The following is a 14,740-nucleotide window of genomic DNA, read 5'->3' as shown; positions in this document are numbered from 1 at the left end:
TCACATCCTGAACAGGCCGAATTTGGTCGGCTCGACCGGGGCATTGGCGGCGGCAGACAATCCGAGCCCGAGCACGAGGCGGGTATCGGCGGGATCGATCACGCCGTCGTCCCACAGCCGCGCCGTCGCGTAGTAGGGATTGCCCTGGGCCTCGTATTGCGCACGGATGGGGCTGCGGAATTTCTCTTCCTCTTCCGCAGGCCAGCTCTCGCCCTTGGCCTCGATGCCGTCGCGGCGGACCTGGCTCAGCACCATCGCGGCCTGCTCGCCGCCCATCACCGAGATGCGCGCGTTCGGCCACATCCAGAGGAAACGCGGCGCATAGGCGCGGCCGCACATGCCGTAATTGCCGGCGCCGTAGGAGCCGCCGATCACCACGGTGAACTTGGGAACCGACGCGGTCGCGACCGCAGTCACCAGCTTGGCGCCGTCACGGGCGATACCGCCGGCCTCGTATTTCTTGCCGACCATGAAGCCGGTGATGTTCTGCAGGAACACCAGCGGAATGTTGCGCTGGCAGCACAGTTCGATGAAATGCGCACCCTTCAGCGAGCTCTCGCTGAACAGGATGCCGTTGTTGGCGATGATGCCGACCGGATGGCCCCAGATGTGGGCGAAGCCGCACACCAGCGTCTGGCCGTAGAGCTTCTTGAACTCGTCGAACTCCGAGCCGTCGACCACCCGCGCGATGATGTCGCGCACGTCGAACGGCTTGCGGCCGTCGACCGGCACGACGCCGTAGATCTCTTCCGCCGCATAGCGCGGCTCGCGCACCTCGCGCATGTTCAGCGCACTGCGCGCGCCCGGCGGCTTCAGCGTGCCGACGATGCGACGCGCGATGCCGATCGCATGGGCGTCGTTCTGTGCGTAGTGATCGGTGACGCCCGACTGGCGTGAATGCACGTCGGCGCCGCCCAGCTCCTCGGCGGTGACCACCTCGCCGGTCGCCGCCTTCACCAGCGGCGGGCCGCCAAGAAAAATCGTGCCCTGATTGCGCACGATGATGCTCTCGTCCGACATCGCCGGCACATAGGCGCCGCCGGCGGTGCACGAGCCCATCACGATCGCGATCTGCGGGATGCCTTGCGCCGACATCTGCGCCTGATTGTAGAAGATGCGGCCGAAATGCCGCTCGTCCGGGAAGATCTCGTCCTGCAGCGGCAGGAACGCGCCCCCGGAATCGACCATGTAGACGCAGGGAAGGTTGTTCTGCCGCGCGATGTCCTGGGCGCGCAGGTGCTTCTTCACCGTCATCGGGTAGTAGGTGCCGCCCTTGATGGTGGCGTCGTTGGCGACGACGACGCATTCGCGGCCGGCAATGCGGCCGATGCCGGTGACGATGCTCGCCGAATGGACGTCGCCGCCATAGAGCCCGTGCGCGGCCAATGGCGACAGCTCCAGGAACGCCGTTCCAGGGTCGAGCAGCAGGTCCACACGCTGACGCGCCAGCATCTTGCCGCGCGACAGGTGCCGCTTGCGCGAGGCCTCGCCGCCGCCCTCGGCGACCTGCCCCAGCTTCGTCCTGAGGTCGGCGACCAGCGCGCGCATGGCGTCGGCATTGCGGGCGAAATCGGAGGACGATGGATCGATCGTGGAGTGAAGCGTCATGACCGGCGTCTTCGTTGCGAGGCTGGAGGGGGAAGCCGTGGGAGCACGCGTCAGAGCGGTCGCGGCCGTTCAGGCCGCTGAGAGCCTGGGTGTACCATCTTTGCCCGCATGCTGTCCTCCCTGCCCGTCGTCGGCGGCCCGGTCTGCGGCCGTCCGTCCTTCTCGAATTAAACGATCATACGTTTTTAAATTCTATTCTCAAGCGGATTGTTGTAGGGTCCGGGGTGAGCAGCATTTGCTTGAGACCACGGAATTTTCAGACTTCACTACGGGGCCCCTCCCGAGGCGGATCCGCCGCGATCGGCACCGGGACGGTCCAGCGAGGACGAGATGGCGCGCACGATCGGGTCACATGGTCCGACGACGATGGAGGCGATCCGCAAGGCCGGCCTGCGGCTGATCTTCCAGCACGGCTATGAGGCCATGAGCCTCCGCCAGCTCGCCGCCGAGGTCGGCATCCAGCCAGGCTCGCTCTACAATCACATCAGCACCAAGCAGGAGCTGCTGGCGGAGCTGATCCAGGACCACATCAACAATCTCCTGCGCGAGCTCGACCAAGCGCTGCGCGACACCCATGGCCCCGTCGAACGCCTGCGGGCGTTCGTCGCCTTCCACGTCAGCTATCACATGACCCGGAAGCGCGAGGTCTTCATCGCCAATTCGGAGCTGCGCAGCCTCGATCCCCGCAACTATGAGGCGGTGGTGGCGCTGCGCGGCGCCTATGAGCGCCGGCTGGCCGACATCCTCGGCGACGGTGTGGCGCAAGGCGTGTTCGACGTTGACGACATCCAGGTCGCGACCTTTGCCATCATCGCGCTCCTGACCGGGCTGTGCAGCTGGTACCGTCCTGGCGGCCGGCTCACCAGGGAGGCGATCATCGCGGCCCACGAGAAGCTCGTGCTCTCGGGCGTCATGCCGCGCATCACCGGGCCTGATCAGGCCGGCGGTGGCCGGCCTGATCACCCGACCGGCTGAACGGGCCGCGCCGATGGCTGGCAGCCCGGAGCTTGACGCGATCGATCGCAGGATCCTGGCGGAGCTCCAGGCCGATGGCCGGATCCGCATCAACGAGCTCGCCGATCGGGTGGGGATCTCGCATCCGAACTGCCTGCGCCGGGTGCGGACGCTGCGCAGCAGCGGCGTGATCAAGTCCATCCGCGCCAGCATCGATGAACGGTCGCTGGGCTATGAGGTGGTCGCGTTCGTGTCGATTCAGCTCGACAGCCAGCACCAGACGGCGCTGGAATCGTTCGAGGCCGCGATCGTGACGTTGCCCTGGGTCCAGCAATGCTGGCGGCTGTCGGGAGATGCGGATTTTCTGCTGAAATGCGTGTCGACCGGGGTCGAAGGCATGAGCCGCCAGCTCCGCCAGTTCGCCGCCCTGCCCGGCGTCCGGGCCATCAGGAGCTTCCCGGTGCTCGGCCTGTCCAAGGACGCTCCACTGCCCATCCCCGGCGGGCCGCCTCAAACAGGGTGAACGGATGACGGCCGGGCCGGCCCCTCAATGCGTCCAGGGCTCGCCGCGGCGGAACGAGAAATTGTCGGCATAGGCGATCTGCCGCTTCACCGGCTCCTTCGGCTCGATCACCTGATAGGGAATGCCCTTGCGCTCGCAATAGGCGATCGCCTCGTCCTTGGTGTCGAAGCGCAAGGTGACCTGCTGCTTCATGTCCGAGGAGGACGTCCAGCCCATCAGCGGCTCGACCGAACGCGGCTGCTCCGGCTCATAATCCAACTGCCAGTCCCGGGTCTTGGCCTTGCCCGATTGCATCGCGTTCTTGGCGGGCTTGAAAATGCGTGCGGTCATGGCTGGAAGAGCCCCTGGAAGCTGCGTCGTCATGCGTTTGGCGGAAACGGCCGGGATGGGGTACAGGCAAGCGTCGGCACGGAACGGTGATTCCCATCCTGGACATGACCGTCTATCGTGCCCCGTATAGTCATTCTGCCGTCCCGTGACAATCTCGGTCGACTGCCACGGCGCCTCTGCTCCCCGAACGCTTTCCATTCAAAACAGTGCGTTGAAGCGGCCATGAAAATCAATGCCACGCTGCCCGAGCGAGGGCGCGACCTTCGGCTCGACCTGTTTCGCGGAATCGCCAACTGGGCGATCTTTCTCGATCACATCCCGGACAACGTGGTGAACTGGATCACCACGCGGAATTACGGCTTCAGCGACGCCGCCGACCTGTTCGTGTTCATCTCCGGCTATACCGCCTCGTTCGTCTATGCGCGCATGATGATCGACCGCGGCTTCATCGTCGGCGCCACCCGGCTGTTCAAGCGGGTGTGGCAGCTCTACGTCGCCCACATCGTGCTGTTCGTGATCTACATTGTGGCCATCAGCTATCTGGCGACGCGGTTCGGCGTCTCCGAGATCATCGACGAGTTCAACGTCGCAGGCCTCGTCGACCACGCCAGCGATACGCTGGCCCAGGGACTGATCCTGAAGTTCAAGCCGGTCAATCTCGACGTGCTGCCGCTCTACATCGTGCTGATGGGCTTCTTCCCGCCGGTGCTGTGGATGATGCTGCGCCAGCCCGACCTGACCATGATCGCCTCGATCGTGCTTTGGCTCGTGGCGCGACAGATGGGCTGGAATTTCGCGGCCTATCCGGCGGGCACCTGGTACTTCAATCCATATTGCTGGCAGGTGCTGTTCGTGTTCGGCTCGTGGTGCGCGCTCGGCGGCGCCCGCCGCTCGATGGGCATCATCATGGCGCCGGCCACGCTGTATTTCTGCATCGCCTATATGGTGCTCGCGCTGGTCATGACGATGGCCGGCCGCTTCCCCGAGCTCGGATCGATGTTTCCGAACTGGCTCTATTCGGCCTTCAATCCCAACGACAAGACCAATCTCGCGCCGTACCGCTTCCTGCATTTCGTGGTGATCGTCATTTTGGTCATCCGGTTCGTGCCGAAGGAATGGCCGGGCCTGGAGTGGAAGGCGTTCGATCCCCTCATCGTCTGCGGCCAACAGTCGCTGGCGGTGTTCTGCGTCGGCGTGTTCCTGTCCTTCATCGGCCACTTCACCCTGATGCTGAGCTCAGGTTCGCTGCTGGCGCAGATCCTCGTCAGCGCGGCGGGCATCGCGATCATGACCACCGTGGCCTACTACATCTCCTGGTCGAAGCGGCAGGACAAGCCGCTGCCGAAGCCGCCTGCGCCGAAGTAAACCCCGCGCATCAGGGGCGCGGGGGCGGTCCCGCGTCCGTTGACCTGCATCAAGCCGGCCACGATCGGGCTCGCTAAGGTTTGCTTCACAACGAGTGCCGCCTTCCGCGGCGCGCGTTCCCTAGCGAACGCGCAAGGCCGCCACGCGGCGATTTGCTGACAAGGACCAGAATATGCCGACCCATTTCCATGCCGTCGTGTGGCTCGATCACAGCGAGGCCAAGGTGTTCCATATCGGACTGACCGGTGCCGACGAGCTGACGCTGCATCCACACCTGCAGACCAAGCACCTGCACCACAAGGCCAACGAGATCGGCAGCGGCCACGCGGCGCCCGACAAGAATTTCCTCGAGGAGGTCGCGCACGCGCTCGATGACGCCGGCGAGATCCTGATCATCGGCCCGGCCGGTGCCAAGACCGAGCTTGCCAAGTACCTGCACGAGAAGCATCCTGCGGTCGGAAAGCGCATCGTCGGCGTCGAAGCTGCCGATCACCCGACCGATCGCCAGATCGTCGCCTATGCCAAACAGCACTTCAAGATGGCTCCGCCCCGCGTGGCGACGGGCACTGCCGGCTAAGTATAGCCTTTCTCCCGTCGCAGGGTCCGTTCGATCATGGACATGCTGGCGCCGGACCGATCCAACGCCATTGCTGCCCCGCCGGCCGTCGATCGCGGCCGGCGTCGTTTTCCGTGGCGCGGCCTGCTCTCGATCATCCTGCTGTTCGGCGCGCTGGCTGGGCTTGCCGCATGGTGGCTGCGTGGACCGCTGATCGCGACCGCCCGCATCACCCGCGGCACGGCGGCCGAGATCGTGTATGCGACCGGCGCGGTGGAGCCGGAGACGTGGTCGCGGAGCACGCCCCTGGTCCGCGGCCGCATCGTCGAGCGCTGCCGCTGCGAAGGCAAGCTGGTCAAGGCCGGCGACGTGCTGGCGCGGCTCGACGACAAGGAGGCGCTGGCCACCTTGAACGATCTGCGCGCACAGGAGGAATTCCAGCGCCTCGAATTCGAGCGGCAGACGCAGCTACTGGCACGCGGCGCGGCCACCTCGCAAGCGTACCAGCGCTCCGAAAGCGATCTCGCCCGCATCCGCGCCCAGATCGCGGCCCAGACCCAGCGCCTCGACTACTTCAAGCTGGTGGCGCCGATGGACGGCGTCGTCCTCAAGGAGGACGGCGAGGTCGGCGACATGGTCGATCCCGGCACCATCCTCTACCGCGTCGGCCTGGAGAAGCCGCTCTGGGTCGTCGCCGACGTCAACGAGGAGGACATCCCCCGTGTCCAGGTCGGGCAGAAGGCGCTGCTACGCGCCGATGCGTTCGGCAACCAGGCCCTGCCCGGGACGGTGAAGCAGATCACGCCGGCGGGTGATCCCGTGGCCAAGACGTTCCGAGTGCGGATCGGCTTGCCCGACAACACGCCGCTGCGCGTCGGCATGAGCGTCGAGGCCAACATCGTCAGCCGCGAGACGGGCGACACGCTGCTCGCGCCGGCCAATGCCGTCGTCAACAACAGCCTCATGGTGATCGATGGCGGCCGTGTGCACCGGCGCGCGGTGCGGATCGGCATCCGCGGCTCCGCGGCGGTCGAGATCCTCGACGGCGCCCGCGAGGGCGAGCTGGTCGCGGCGCCGGCGACGGCCGACATCAAGGACGGCGAGCGGATTCGCGTGATCGAGCCCGAGACGTCCGTGCCATGAGCCTCGTCCTGACCATCGCCTGGACCCATGTGCGCCATCGCGCCCGCCAGACGCTGGTCGCGATCGCCGGCGTGATGACCGGCGTGGCGTTTTCGGTGATGATGGCGGCAATGATGGAGGGCTCCCAGGACGACTTCATCCGCACGCTGGTCGACGCGCTGCCGCACATTTCGATCACCGACGAGCTGCGCCAGCCGACCCGCCAGCCGGCCGACCAGGTCTATGCGGCGGCCGAATATCATCGATTGACCCCGAATGTCCGCCGCCCCGGCATCAAGAACCCGATGGCCACCATCGCCTCGCTGCAGGGCTGGGTGCCGGGCGCGCTGACGGCGTCGGTGCAGTCCAAGGCCGTGCTGCGCTTCGCCGGCCGCAACCTGACGGTCGCAATCATCGGCATCGATCCGCGCACTGAAGGCCAAGTCTCGACGCTGGCGAGCCACATGCGGCAGGGCAATCTCAATTCGCTGTACCGGTCCTCGCACGCGATCCTGCTCGGCGACCGGCTCGCGGCCAAGATCGGCGCGCGGGTGAACTCCAACATCACGCTCGCCTCGGCCCAGGGCATCAGCATGAACGCGACCGTCGTCGGCATCTTCCATTCCGGCTTCCGCGGCACCGACGAGACCACCGGCTACGTGCTGCTGCGCACCGCGCAGATCCTGGAGCGCCAGACCGGGATCATCAACGAGATCCGCGTCCGCACCAACGATCCGATGCAGGCGCGCCTGATCAGCGAGCGCATCGGCGAGCAGACCGGCTACAAGGCGGTCTCTTGGCAGGAGGCGCAGGAGGACCTGCTGGCGGCGATCACGCTGCGCAACGTGCTGATGTACACCATCGTCGGCGCCATCCTGCTGGTCGCGAGCTTCGGCACCTACAACATCATCTCGACCATCACCCACGAGAAGACCCGCGACATCGCCATCCTCAAGTCGCTCGGCTTCCGCGACCGCACGGTCCGCACCATCTTCATCGTCGAGGCGCTGTTCATCGGCCTGACCGGTGCCGCCCTAGGCTGGGCGCTCGGCTACCTGCTTACCCGCGGGCTGGCCTCGCTCGAGTTCAAGACGCCGTTCTCCGACTACAATCATCTGCCCGTGCTGTATTCGCTGAAGCACTATCTGCTGGCCGGCGCGGTCGCGCTGATCTCCAGCGCGGTCGCCGGCTACTTTCCGGCCCGCGCCGCGGCGCGGTTGCATCCGGTCGACATCATCCGGGGGGCGACGTGAGCCCGCCCCTGATCGAGGCGCGGCAAGTGACGAAGGTGCTGCCTGGCGAGGTGCCGGTGACGCTGGTCGCCAACATCGATCTCGTAATCCATCCGCGCGAGCTCATCGCCATCACCGGACCGTCGGGCTCGGGCAAATCCTCCCTGCTCTACCTGCTTGGCCTGCTCGACCTGCCGAGCCAGGGCGACGTGCTGATCGACGGCCGCTCGACGACCGGCATGAGCGAGGATGAGCGCGCCGAGGTGCGACTGTCGCGGCTCGGCTTCGTCTTCCAGTTTCATTTCCTGCTGCCGGAATTCTCGATCACCGAGAACGTCGCGCTGCCGATGCGCGCGCTGGCACGGCTGTCGCCGCGCGCCATCACCCAGCGTGCCGAGGAGCTGCTGGAGTCGCTTGGGCTGGCCGAGCATCTGCGCAAGACGCCGGACAAATTGTCGGGCGGCCAGCGCCAGCGCGTGGCGGTGGCGCGCGCGCTCGCCAACGATCCGCCGGTGATCCTCGCCGACGAGCCGACCGGCAGCCTCGACACCGCCGCGACCGCGCAGGTGTTCGGCATCCTGCGCGATCTGGTCACGCTGCGCGGCAAGACCGTCGTCGCGGTTACGCACGATCTCAACCTCGCCGCTCAGATGCAACGGCGCGTGCACATCATCGACGGCCGGCTGGCGCAGGACGAGTTGGCGCGCTGATCCACCCGCCGCGACCTCGGCACGGTCGACGCGCGAACCGCCTCCTGCGCCTGATTTGATTTAGCGCAAAGACGCGAGATTTCGATTCAGAGGATGCTGACGACCAGCGGATGTTCCTTCCCCGGATTCACCCGCACACTTCGGATGCTCCCGGGTTTTGCCGCTGCGGGAGCATCCGAATTTTTTTGGCCAGGCGCGCTCGCGGTCGCTCGTGCCGATTGACGGCCGGCGGCCTGGCCGAAATCCTTCTCGCTATCGTGAGCGTCGAGCCGGAGTTCGCACCAGCAATTGGCCTCACCCGGGAAGCCGCGCCGCTGCGGAGATGGTCGGGGCAGCTGGATTCGAACCAACGACCTGCAGTACCCAAAACTGCCGCGCTACCAGGCTGCGCTATACCCCGATGGTCTCGAAGGACGATTGTCCTCGAGGACCCGTCACTACACGGTCGCGGCCTCCGCAGCAAGACTGCAGCCCGTCCGTGAAGATGGAGCCGGCATGAAAAACGGCCCCAGGAAACGCCGTTCCGGGGCCGTCAAATGCGGTGGTCGCAGCAAGCATTCGCTCAGTGCGAGGACAATGCCGGCGAGCCCGTCTCGGGGTGGATCTCGGCCGCCATCATGCCCTTGGAGCCGGGCCCGTAGCGGACCAGCACCCATTGGCCGGGGCGCAGCTCGGTCATGCCGTAGCGGCGCAGGGTCTCCATGTGGACGAAGATGTCCGGGCTCCCTTCCCCGCAGGTCACGAAGCCGAAGCCGCGCAGCCGGTTGAACCACTTGACCTGGGCTCGCTCCAGCCCGCTGGTCGGCGTGACCGTCACATGGGTGCGCGGCGGCAGCATCTGCGCCGGATGGATCGCCGTCGACTCGTCCATTGAGACGATGCGGAAGGCCTGGTAGCCCTTGGAGCGCTGCACGCACTCCACCACCAGGCGAGCACCTTCATAGGCGGTCTGGTAGCCGTCGCGCCTGAGCACCGTGACGTGCAGCAGCACGTCCGGCCAGCCATTGTCGGGAACGATGAAACCGTATCCCTTCGAGGCGTCGAACCATTTGATGACACCGCTGATTTCGACGAGGTTCTCGCCAAGACCGGTCATCGCATCGATTGCCGAGTCGCGCGCGACGCCGGTTTGATATTCCGCCCCGAGCCGGGTTGGTGTCGATACACCAACGACCGGCACCCCAAGCTTCTTGGACTCAAATCCGTCCGACCCCATAACCCCGGACCTCACATATGAATTGTGAGCCGCCACCCCTGCAACGGCGCCCTCATACACGTGCTCACCACCTATACCCACGATGAGTCACGCGAATCTCTCGAATCAAAGATAACATTCCCTCGTGCCGCGCATAGATAAAAATCGGTTTCAGTGAGGCATATGAACAGAGATGCCGACAAAAATGCATCAATTTCCGTTCAATTACGGACGAACGATCCGAGTACTTCGCCGATGTCGTGGTGGATAACAAGGTCTGCAACGTCGTCCTGATCGGTCGGTTCCCGGTTGATGATCACGAGTTGCGCGCCAGCCCGCTTTGCCATCAATGGAAAGCCCGCGGCCGGCCACACAACCAGCGACGAGCCGATCGCGACGAACAGATCGCAGTGCTGCGCGAGTTCGCTGGCACGCTGCATTTCATGCTCGGGCATCGACTGACCAAAGGATACCGTCGCGGTCTTCACCGGCTCCGCGCATTCGGGGCAATCCGGCGCGGCACCGTCGGCCTCGAAGCGCTCGCGCACCCAGTTGAGCTCATAGCGCTGCCCGCATCCGATGCATCGCGCGTAGGTGGTGTTGCCGTGCAGCTCGATGACGTGATCCGGGGCGAAACCGGAGTCCTGGTGCAGGTTGTCGATGTTCTGAGTAATGACGGCCGGAATTTTCCCCGCACGGTAGAGCGACGAAAGCGCCAGGTGGCCGCGGCCGGGCCGCGCCGCGGCAAACGTCCCCTGCATCGCGAAGCGCCGCCGCCAAGCCTCGTCCCGCGCCTCCTGGCTGGCGACGAATTCGTCGAAATGGATCGGCCGGTTGCGCGTCCATAGACCGCCGGGAGAACGGAAATCCGGAATGCCCGTCTCGGTCGATATTCCAGCACCGGTGAAGGGGACGATCACCCGCGCCGCAGCGATCATGTCTCCCAGGCGGTTCACCCCGTCGTGCAGATCGGATGCAATCATCAGCGGCGGCCCCGAACCATGAAACCTCGCATCATCATTGTCCTCCCTTCATAGCACGGCAAGCTGGCCCCCGCCTCTGAGCGTGTCCGGCTCGGCTGCGTCGTTGCGCCACTCCGCATCCACCGGAACCGGTCGTGAACGACGCAACTGCAAGCAAAGCGAGTCAGATTGTTTCGTGTCTACCGGAAGACGTTGGCGTTGCTCGCCTTCCGTCCCCAGCAAAACGCGCGAGCCGCCTGCAGCCGGGGCCGACCGTCCGCAATCACGCCCCAATCGGACATCCACATCGCGCCAGCGATTCGCCAGGAAGTTTGTCACGCGTCTCAGGGCGAGGCTCGCCGGATAGCGACCGGAGCAGAGAGGATCCGTGAGGCAGAACGAGACGCAGGACGACCGCCGCGCGAAGGAGCGCACCGACATCACCGCAAGGATTGCACGGTTCAAGTCGACCCAGGAGAAGTTCGCGCGCGAACGCGAGGAATATGCCCGCTTGGCGTGGAAGAAGGCGCAGCGCGGCGAGGCCGCGGAATAGCAGGGATGAAAGAAGAGCTCGGAGGCCTTCGCCATCCGGGCTCGCCTTGTCACGACTGGCGCTTACCAGTGATGACGCCAGTGGTGGTAGCGATGATAGTACGGTCCGCCGTAATAGGCATACGGCCCGGGCGCGTAGACGTAACGCGGGCCGTAGTCGTAGTAGTCGTAGCCCGGACCATAGTAATACGGGTGCGAGGCCGCGATCGCGCCGGCAGTCAACGCTCCCGCCGCGAGGCCGAATGCGAGACCCGGGCCGATGCCGCGCGCCTGTGCCGGCGCGGGTGCCGCCAGCGCGGTGATGGCGACGGCGCCCGCGGTCGCCAGAACAGCCAATGTCTTTCTCATGATCGAATGTCCTCCAATTCCCATGCGTCCAAACAACGCAGATGCGGGGGAGTTGGTTGCAGCCCGGCTCACCGCCGCGCGCGTTGGAACCGTGACCGTCGCCACACGTTCACCGCCATGAGGGAAATCCCCGATGGCATCCTGGCTGGAACTTCTGTTCAACATCATCGGCTATGGCGGATTCGTCGTGCTTGCGTCCTGTCATCCCAGGACCGAGGCGGCCGGTGCGGCGCCTGAAATAGCTGCGGACGACAGAGCGGATCTGACCGGCGAGCGCCGCTGAAGCCGAGCTTTGCGGGCGAGCGCCGGGCCTTCATCCACAGCCGATCCAACGCTTATCCACAGCTCCTCGCCTGGGCCCTTCGGATCGCGGATCAACGGCTTGCTGCGCCATATCCACCGGCTTCTCCCCAGCGCGCGCGACGGCGCTCCCGCGCAGGCCGGAGGGCGTACGGGCCGGTCAATCTTCCCGCAAAGACCTTTGAACCTTCCTGCGCCTCCCCGAGACACATCAGTACTGGGGATTTCAGGGCCCAGTTTCGAGGGTGGCGCCACGCGACGAAGATATTCCGTCGCGCTGGCGCTGCTGTCGTTTTTCGGGCCCCCCGCGGTGCCAACCTTCGCGGTCCGGGGACGCCGGCGCTTCGGCGACCGCAACACTCAGCCGCGCTGCAACCACACAGCCCGCAACGAAAAAGGCCTCCTTTTCAGGAGGCCTTTGACGTGATCACGACCGTGACTGACGGTTCAGATCAGGCAACCGCGTCCTTGGCGGCCTTGACCGGGCGGGCGCGCACGATCTTGCGGGCCGGCTTGGCCTTGAACATCATCTCTTCGCCGGTGAAGGGGTTGGTGCCCTTGCGCGCCTTCACGGCGGGCTTCTTGACGACGACGAACTTGGCGAAGCCCGGCACCAGGAACACGCCGTTCTTCTTCAGCTCCTTGTGGCCGACGTCGGTGAGCGTCTCCATGACGTTCTTGACGTCGCGCTTGGACAGCTCGGTCGAGGTCGCAATCTTCTCGATCAGTTGCGACTTGGAAAGTTGGGTAGCCATCGTATCTCCTTGTGATTGATACCGGTGAATGACGTGACGACTGCGCGGCTATCAGCGCATTGCTGCGCAGACTGGTCGGGGCTTTCTGGCTGCATTGCACAGCCGGGACTTCAGTCGTCTAGTGGCGTATCACCCCGCGATTTTCGGGATTCTCCTGCATTTCAAGGGGCCCCGAAGCACCCACAGCGGCGCCAAAATTCCAACGGAGCGCGCAGAAGTCAAGCTGCGATGGCGATCGAACGGAGCAAGCGATTCATTTTCCCCTATATTTCCAGGCATTTTCGACGGTCCTGCGTGATTTTGGCCGCACATTGCAGGGGAAACATGCTGAAATCCCTGCATGCGGTCGCATCGCGCTCGTTCATCCATGCCGCGAATCACTGCCAAAACAGCGATTCGCTGGCATACGGAGGCGCTCTCGCAACACCGCGCAGCCCCGTCGAATGCGTCGTCGCGCGCACCGCACATCCGAGCGAGCCGGCACCGCCGCAGCATCAGGCTCGATACACGGGCGGGCGAATTGCTGCTATGGATCGGCGTCCGCAGGCGGCCGTTGACCATCCGCTTCGAGTTCAGGGAGAGAAGACACGATGCGTTATCTCCACACCATGCTGCGCGTGCGCAATCTCGACGCCGCGCTCAAATTCTATTCCGATGCGCTCGGCCTCAAGGAGGTGCGCCGGATCGACAACGACAAGGGTCGCTTCACACTGGTGTTTCTCTGCGCACCCGAAGATGAATACCTGCTGAAGAGCCTGCCGCCGACGCGTGGCGCCCCGCTGGTCGAGCTCACCTACAATTGGGACGAGGAGAGCTATGGCGAGGACCGCTTCTTCGGCCATCTCGCCTATGAGGTCGACGACATCTACGCCACCTGCGACCGGCTGATGAAGCTCGGCATCACCATCAACCGGCCGCCGCGCGACGGCAACATGGCCTTCATCCGCTCGCCCGATCTGCACTCGATCGAGCTGTTGCAGAAGGGCGAGCCGAAGGCGCCGGCCGAGCCCTGGCTGTCGATGCCGAACACCGGACATTGGTGAGTCATTCGCCTTCATGATCCAGCCGGAACATCGTGGCCACCCTCGCGTTGTCGCTCCGATCGATGGAGAGGATACGAGGAGGCCGAGATGGGTCGAGGACTTCTATTGTGGTTGTTGGGCGTGCCGATTCCGGTGATCATTCTGCTCTGGCTGTTCTTCGGCCACTGATCGCCGCGAACGATGCGTTCGTCGGAAAAGCCCCGCTTCGAGCGGGGCTTTTTGCGTAACATGCGCTAACGATGACGCTCGCCCAGAGAGGAGCCGAACGTGTCCGCCGACGACAGACTGACGATCTGGGGCCGCCCCAATTCGGTGAACGTGCAGAAGGTGCTGTGGTGTCTCGCCGAGCTCGATGTCGCTTATGACCGTATCGACGCGGGCATGCAGTACGGCCGCAACAACGAGGCGGACTATCTCGCAATGAATCCGAACGGCCGCATCCCGACGCTGGTCGATGGCGATTTCGTGCTGTGGGAGAGCAACGCGATCATGCGCTATCTCTGCCTCGCTTATGGCGACGGCACGCCGCTTTATCCAACGACGCCACAGCACCGCGCCGTGGTGGAGCGCTGGCTGGACTGGACGCTGTCGACGGTGCAGCCGATCGAGCGTCCGCTGTTCTGGGGCTTGGTGCGAACGCCGCCGGAGCAGCGCGACATGGCCGCCTTGCAGAAGGCGGCCGACGACGCCGCGGCGATGTGGCGCATCCTCGACGCGCATCTGACCACGCGCAGCCACGTCGAGGCCGAGCATTTCACGCTCGCCGACATTGCGCTTGGCGCCTATGCCCGGCGCTGGTTCGGAGTCGAAGGTGTCGTCAAGCCGGATCTGCCGAGCCTCGCGCGCTGGTACGGACAGATCGCGCAACGCCCGGCCTTCATCCGCCACATCGCGCCGCCGCTGTCGTGAGCACCTCAGCGGCTGGTCGAGGTGCCCATCTCGACGCGTAGGGTGCCGCCGACCTTCACGCAGGTATCGGTTCCCTCGACGCGTACGAAGTTGGCGCCGTAGGACGCGCAGGGATTGCTGGTAGCGGCGCCTGAACGGGATGCGGCCTTATTCGGTCCAGCCGCCTTCGGCCCGGGAAGCGATGGCGCAAGAAGCGACGACCCCGGCGAGCCGGCGGCTGCCACGGTCACGGCGGCGAGCACCGCGAGGGCGCCCAGGATGAGAGATCGACACATG

At 65.1% G+C, this 14,740-nt stretch carries 18 protein-coding genes and 1 tRNA gene; 11 read left to right on the top strand and 8 right to left on the bottom strand.

Annotation, left to right across the window (positions count from 1 at the left end; genetic code table 11):
- The gene (locus ACQR0W_RS12525; protein WP_315712061.1) at nt 1-1,608 is read right to left on the bottom strand and encodes a carboxyl transferase domain-containing protein; all 1,608 of its coding nucleotides are present in this window, start codon (nt 1,606-1,608) and stop codon (nt 1-3) included.
- Between the two features lie 330 nt (nt 1,609-1,938).
- Here ACQR0W_RS12525 and ACQR0W_RS12520 point away from each other — a divergent pair, with 330 nt between their 5' ends.
- Together ACQR0W_RS12520 and ACQR0W_RS12515 are read left to right on the top strand one after the other, a co-directional pair.
- Nucleotides 1,939-2,583 carry a TetR/AcrR family transcriptional regulator gene (locus ACQR0W_RS12520; RefSeq protein WP_315712062.1) on the top strand — a complete coding sequence of 215 codons (645 nt, stop codon included), beginning with the start codon at nt 1,939-1,941 and terminating at the stop codon, nt 2,581-2,583.
- A 13-nt stretch (nt 2,584-2,596) separates the two neighbouring features.
- A complete protein-coding gene (locus ACQR0W_RS12515) occupies nt 2,597-3,085 on the top strand; it encodes an Lrp/AsnC family transcriptional regulator (RefSeq protein WP_315712629.1) in 489 nt (162 codons plus the stop codon).
- Nucleotides 3,086-3,109: 24 nt separating this feature from the next.
- On the opposite strand, the gene ACQR0W_RS12510 is transcribed toward ACQR0W_RS12515, so the two are convergent.
- Nucleotides 3,110-3,415 carry an ETC complex I subunit gene (locus ACQR0W_RS12510; protein WP_315751632.1) on the bottom strand — a complete coding sequence of 102 codons (306 nt, stop codon included), beginning with the start codon at nt 3,413-3,415 and terminating at the stop codon, nt 3,110-3,112.
- A 222-nt stretch (nt 3,416-3,637) separates the two neighbouring features.
- Between ACQR0W_RS12510 and ACQR0W_RS12505 the strand changes: the two genes are divergently transcribed.
- The 5 genes from ACQR0W_RS12505 to ACQR0W_RS12485 all read left to right on the top strand — a co-directional run bounded on the left by ACQR0W_RS12505 (nt 3,638) and on the right by ACQR0W_RS12485 (nt 8,400).
- On the top strand, nt 3,638-4,780 hold the full coding sequence (locus ACQR0W_RS12505; RefSeq protein WP_315712065.1) for an OpgC domain-containing protein: 1,143 nt from the start codon (nt 3,638-3,640) through the stop codon (nt 4,778-4,780).
- A gap of 172 nt (nt 4,781-4,952) precedes the next feature.
- Complete coding sequence (locus ACQR0W_RS12500) at nt 4,953-5,357, top strand: translational machinery protein (RefSeq protein ID WP_315712066.1); 405 nt, start codon at nt 4,953-4,955, stop codon at nt 5,355-5,357.
- 42 nt (nt 5,358-5,399) lie between these two features.
- Nucleotides 5,400-6,479, top strand: a complete 1,080-nt coding sequence (locus ACQR0W_RS12495; RefSeq protein WP_316186949.1) for an efflux RND transporter periplasmic adaptor subunit — start codon at nt 5,400-5,402, stop codon at nt 6,477-6,479.
- Entirely contained in the window at nt 6,476-7,711 is a 1,236-nt protein-coding gene (locus ACQR0W_RS12490; RefSeq protein WP_316164799.1) for an ABC transporter permease, read from the top strand. The genes ACQR0W_RS12495 and ACQR0W_RS12490 overlap by 4 nt, the downstream gene beginning before the upstream one ends.
- Nucleotides 7,708-8,400: an ABC transporter ATP-binding protein gene (locus ACQR0W_RS12485; RefSeq protein ID WP_316186948.1), complete on the top strand. Its 693-nt coding sequence runs from the start codon at nt 7,708-7,710 to the stop codon at nt 8,398-8,400. Before ACQR0W_RS12490 ends, ACQR0W_RS12485 begins: the two co-directional genes overlap by 4 nt.
- Nucleotides 8,401-8,723: 323 nt before the next feature.
- Here the strand turns inward: ACQR0W_RS12485 and ACQR0W_RS12480 are convergent.
- From ACQR0W_RS12480 to ACQR0W_RS12470, 3 genes are all read right to left on the bottom strand, one after another.
- Nucleotides 8,724-8,800: transfer RNA gene (locus ACQR0W_RS12480), tRNA-Pro, on the bottom strand.
- Between the two features lie 162 nt (nt 8,801-8,962).
- Complete coding sequence (locus ACQR0W_RS12475) at nt 8,963-9,616, bottom strand: cold-shock protein (protein WP_315712071.1); 654 nt, start codon at nt 9,614-9,616, stop codon at nt 8,963-8,965.
- 200 nt (nt 9,617-9,816) lie between these two features.
- Nucleotides 9,817-10,578, bottom strand: a complete 762-nt coding sequence (locus ACQR0W_RS12470) for an SIR2 family NAD-dependent protein deacylase (RefSeq protein WP_316173688.1) — start codon at nt 10,576-10,578, stop codon at nt 9,817-9,819.
- Nucleotides 10,579-10,945: 367 nt separating this feature from the next.
- Here ACQR0W_RS12470 and ACQR0W_RS12465 point away from each other — a divergent pair, with 367 nt between their 5' ends.
- A complete protein-coding gene (locus ACQR0W_RS12465) occupies nt 10,946-11,110 on the top strand; it encodes a hypothetical protein (protein WP_316186947.1) in 165 nt (54 codons plus the stop codon).
- Between the two features lie 62 nt (nt 11,111-11,172).
- Here the strand turns inward: ACQR0W_RS12465 and ACQR0W_RS12460 are convergent, their stop codons facing one another.
- The gene (locus tag ACQR0W_RS12460) at nt 11,173-11,457 is read right to left on the bottom strand and encodes a hypothetical protein (protein ID WP_316170494.1); all 285 of its coding nucleotides are present in this window, start codon (nt 11,455-11,457) and stop codon (nt 11,173-11,175) included.
- A gap of 133 nt (nt 11,458-11,590) precedes the next feature.
- Here ACQR0W_RS12460 and ACQR0W_RS12455 point away from each other — a divergent pair, with 133 nt between their 5' ends.
- Complete coding sequence (locus ACQR0W_RS12455) at nt 11,591-11,740, top strand: hypothetical protein (protein WP_315751638.1); 150 nt, start codon at nt 11,591-11,593, stop codon at nt 11,738-11,740.
- A gap of 469 nt (nt 11,741-12,209) precedes the next feature.
- Here ACQR0W_RS12455 and ACQR0W_RS12450 read toward each other — a convergent pair whose 3' ends face one another.
- Complete coding sequence (locus ACQR0W_RS12450; protein WP_172109121.1) at nt 12,210-12,512, bottom strand: HU family DNA-binding protein; 303 nt, start codon at nt 12,510-12,512, stop codon at nt 12,210-12,212.
- A 590-nt stretch (nt 12,513-13,102) separates the two neighbouring features.
- On the opposite strand from ACQR0W_RS12450, the gene ACQR0W_RS12445 reads away from it, so the two are divergent.
- Together ACQR0W_RS12445 and ACQR0W_RS12440 are read left to right on the top strand one after the other, a co-directional pair.
- Nucleotides 13,103-13,555 carry a VOC family protein gene (locus ACQR0W_RS12445; protein WP_315712076.1) on the top strand — a complete coding sequence of 151 codons (453 nt, stop codon included), beginning with the start codon at nt 13,103-13,105 and terminating at the stop codon, nt 13,553-13,555.
- Between the two features lie 267 nt (nt 13,556-13,822).
- Nucleotides 13,823-14,464: a glutathione S-transferase family protein gene (locus tag ACQR0W_RS12440; RefSeq protein WP_434840685.1), complete on the top strand. Its 642-nt coding sequence runs from the start codon at nt 13,823-13,825 to the stop codon at nt 14,462-14,464.
- 5 nt (nt 14,465-14,469) lie between these two features.
- On the opposite strand, the gene ACQR0W_RS12435 is transcribed toward ACQR0W_RS12440, so the two are convergent.
- A complete protein-coding gene (locus ACQR0W_RS12435) occupies nt 14,470-14,739 on the bottom strand; it encodes a porin (RefSeq protein ID WP_434840684.1) in 270 nt (89 codons plus the stop codon).
- Nucleotide 14,740 lies beyond the last annotated feature (1 nt).

Origin of the sequence: Bradyrhizobium sp. HKCCYLRH1034 (assembly GCF_051168375.1) — a bacterium.
Taxonomy (GTDB): Bacteria; Pseudomonadota; Alphaproteobacteria; order Rhizobiales; family Xanthobacteraceae; genus Bradyrhizobium.
The sequence above is the reverse complement of the archived record's forward strand: the minus strand, read 5'-3'. Positions and strand labels throughout refer to the sequence as shown.

Coding starts and splice junctions, on each gene's coding strand:
- ACQR0W_RS12455 (WP_315751638.1), top strand. CDS start 11,591: ATGGCATCCTGGCTGGAACTTCTGTTCAACATCATCGGCTATGGCGGA.
- ACQR0W_RS12490 (WP_316164799.1), top strand. CDS start 6,476: ATGAGCCTCGTCCTGACCATCGCCTGGACCCATGTGCGCCATCGCGCC.
- ACQR0W_RS12495 (WP_316186949.1), top strand. CDS start 5,400: ATGCTGGCGCCGGACCGATCCAACGCCATTGCTGCCCCGCCGGCCGTC.
- ACQR0W_RS12435 (WP_434840684.1), bottom strand. CDS start 14,739: ATGTGTCGATCTCTCATCCTGGGCGCCCTCGCGGTGCTCGCCGCCGTG.
- ACQR0W_RS12475 (WP_315712071.1), bottom strand. CDS start 9,616: ATGGGGTCGGACGGATTTGAGTCCAAGAAGCTTGGGGTGCCGGTCGTT.
- ACQR0W_RS12525 (WP_315712061.1), bottom strand. CDS start 1,608: ATGACGCTTCACTCCACGATCGATCCATCGTCCTCCGATTTCGCCCGC.
- ACQR0W_RS12505 (WP_315712065.1), top strand. CDS start 3,638: ATGAAAATCAATGCCACGCTGCCCGAGCGAGGGCGCGACCTTCGGCTC.
- ACQR0W_RS12520 (WP_315712062.1), top strand. CDS start 1,939: ATGGCGCGCACGATCGGGTCACATGGTCCGACGACGATGGAGGCGATC.
- ACQR0W_RS12515 (WP_315712629.1), top strand. CDS start 2,597: ATGGCTGGCAGCCCGGAGCTTGACGCGATCGATCGCAGGATCCTGGCG.
- ACQR0W_RS12445 (WP_315712076.1), top strand. CDS start 13,103: ATGCGTTATCTCCACACCATGCTGCGCGTGCGCAATCTCGACGCCGCG.
- ACQR0W_RS12450 (WP_172109121.1), bottom strand. CDS start 12,512: ATGGCTACCCAACTTTCCAAGTCGCAACTGATCGAGAAGATTGCGACC.
- ACQR0W_RS12460 (WP_316170494.1), bottom strand. CDS start 11,457: ATGAGAAAGACATTGGCTGTTCTGGCGACCGCGGGCGCCGTCGCCATC.
- ACQR0W_RS12470 (WP_316173688.1), bottom strand. CDS start 10,578: ATGATTGCATCCGATCTGCACGACGGGGTGAACCGCCTGGGAGACATG.
- ACQR0W_RS12500 (WP_315712066.1), top strand. CDS start 4,953: ATGCCGACCCATTTCCATGCCGTCGTGTGGCTCGATCACAGCGAGGCC.
- ACQR0W_RS12510 (WP_315751632.1), bottom strand. CDS start 3,415: ATGACCGCACGCATTTTCAAGCCCGCCAAGAACGCGATGCAATCGGGC.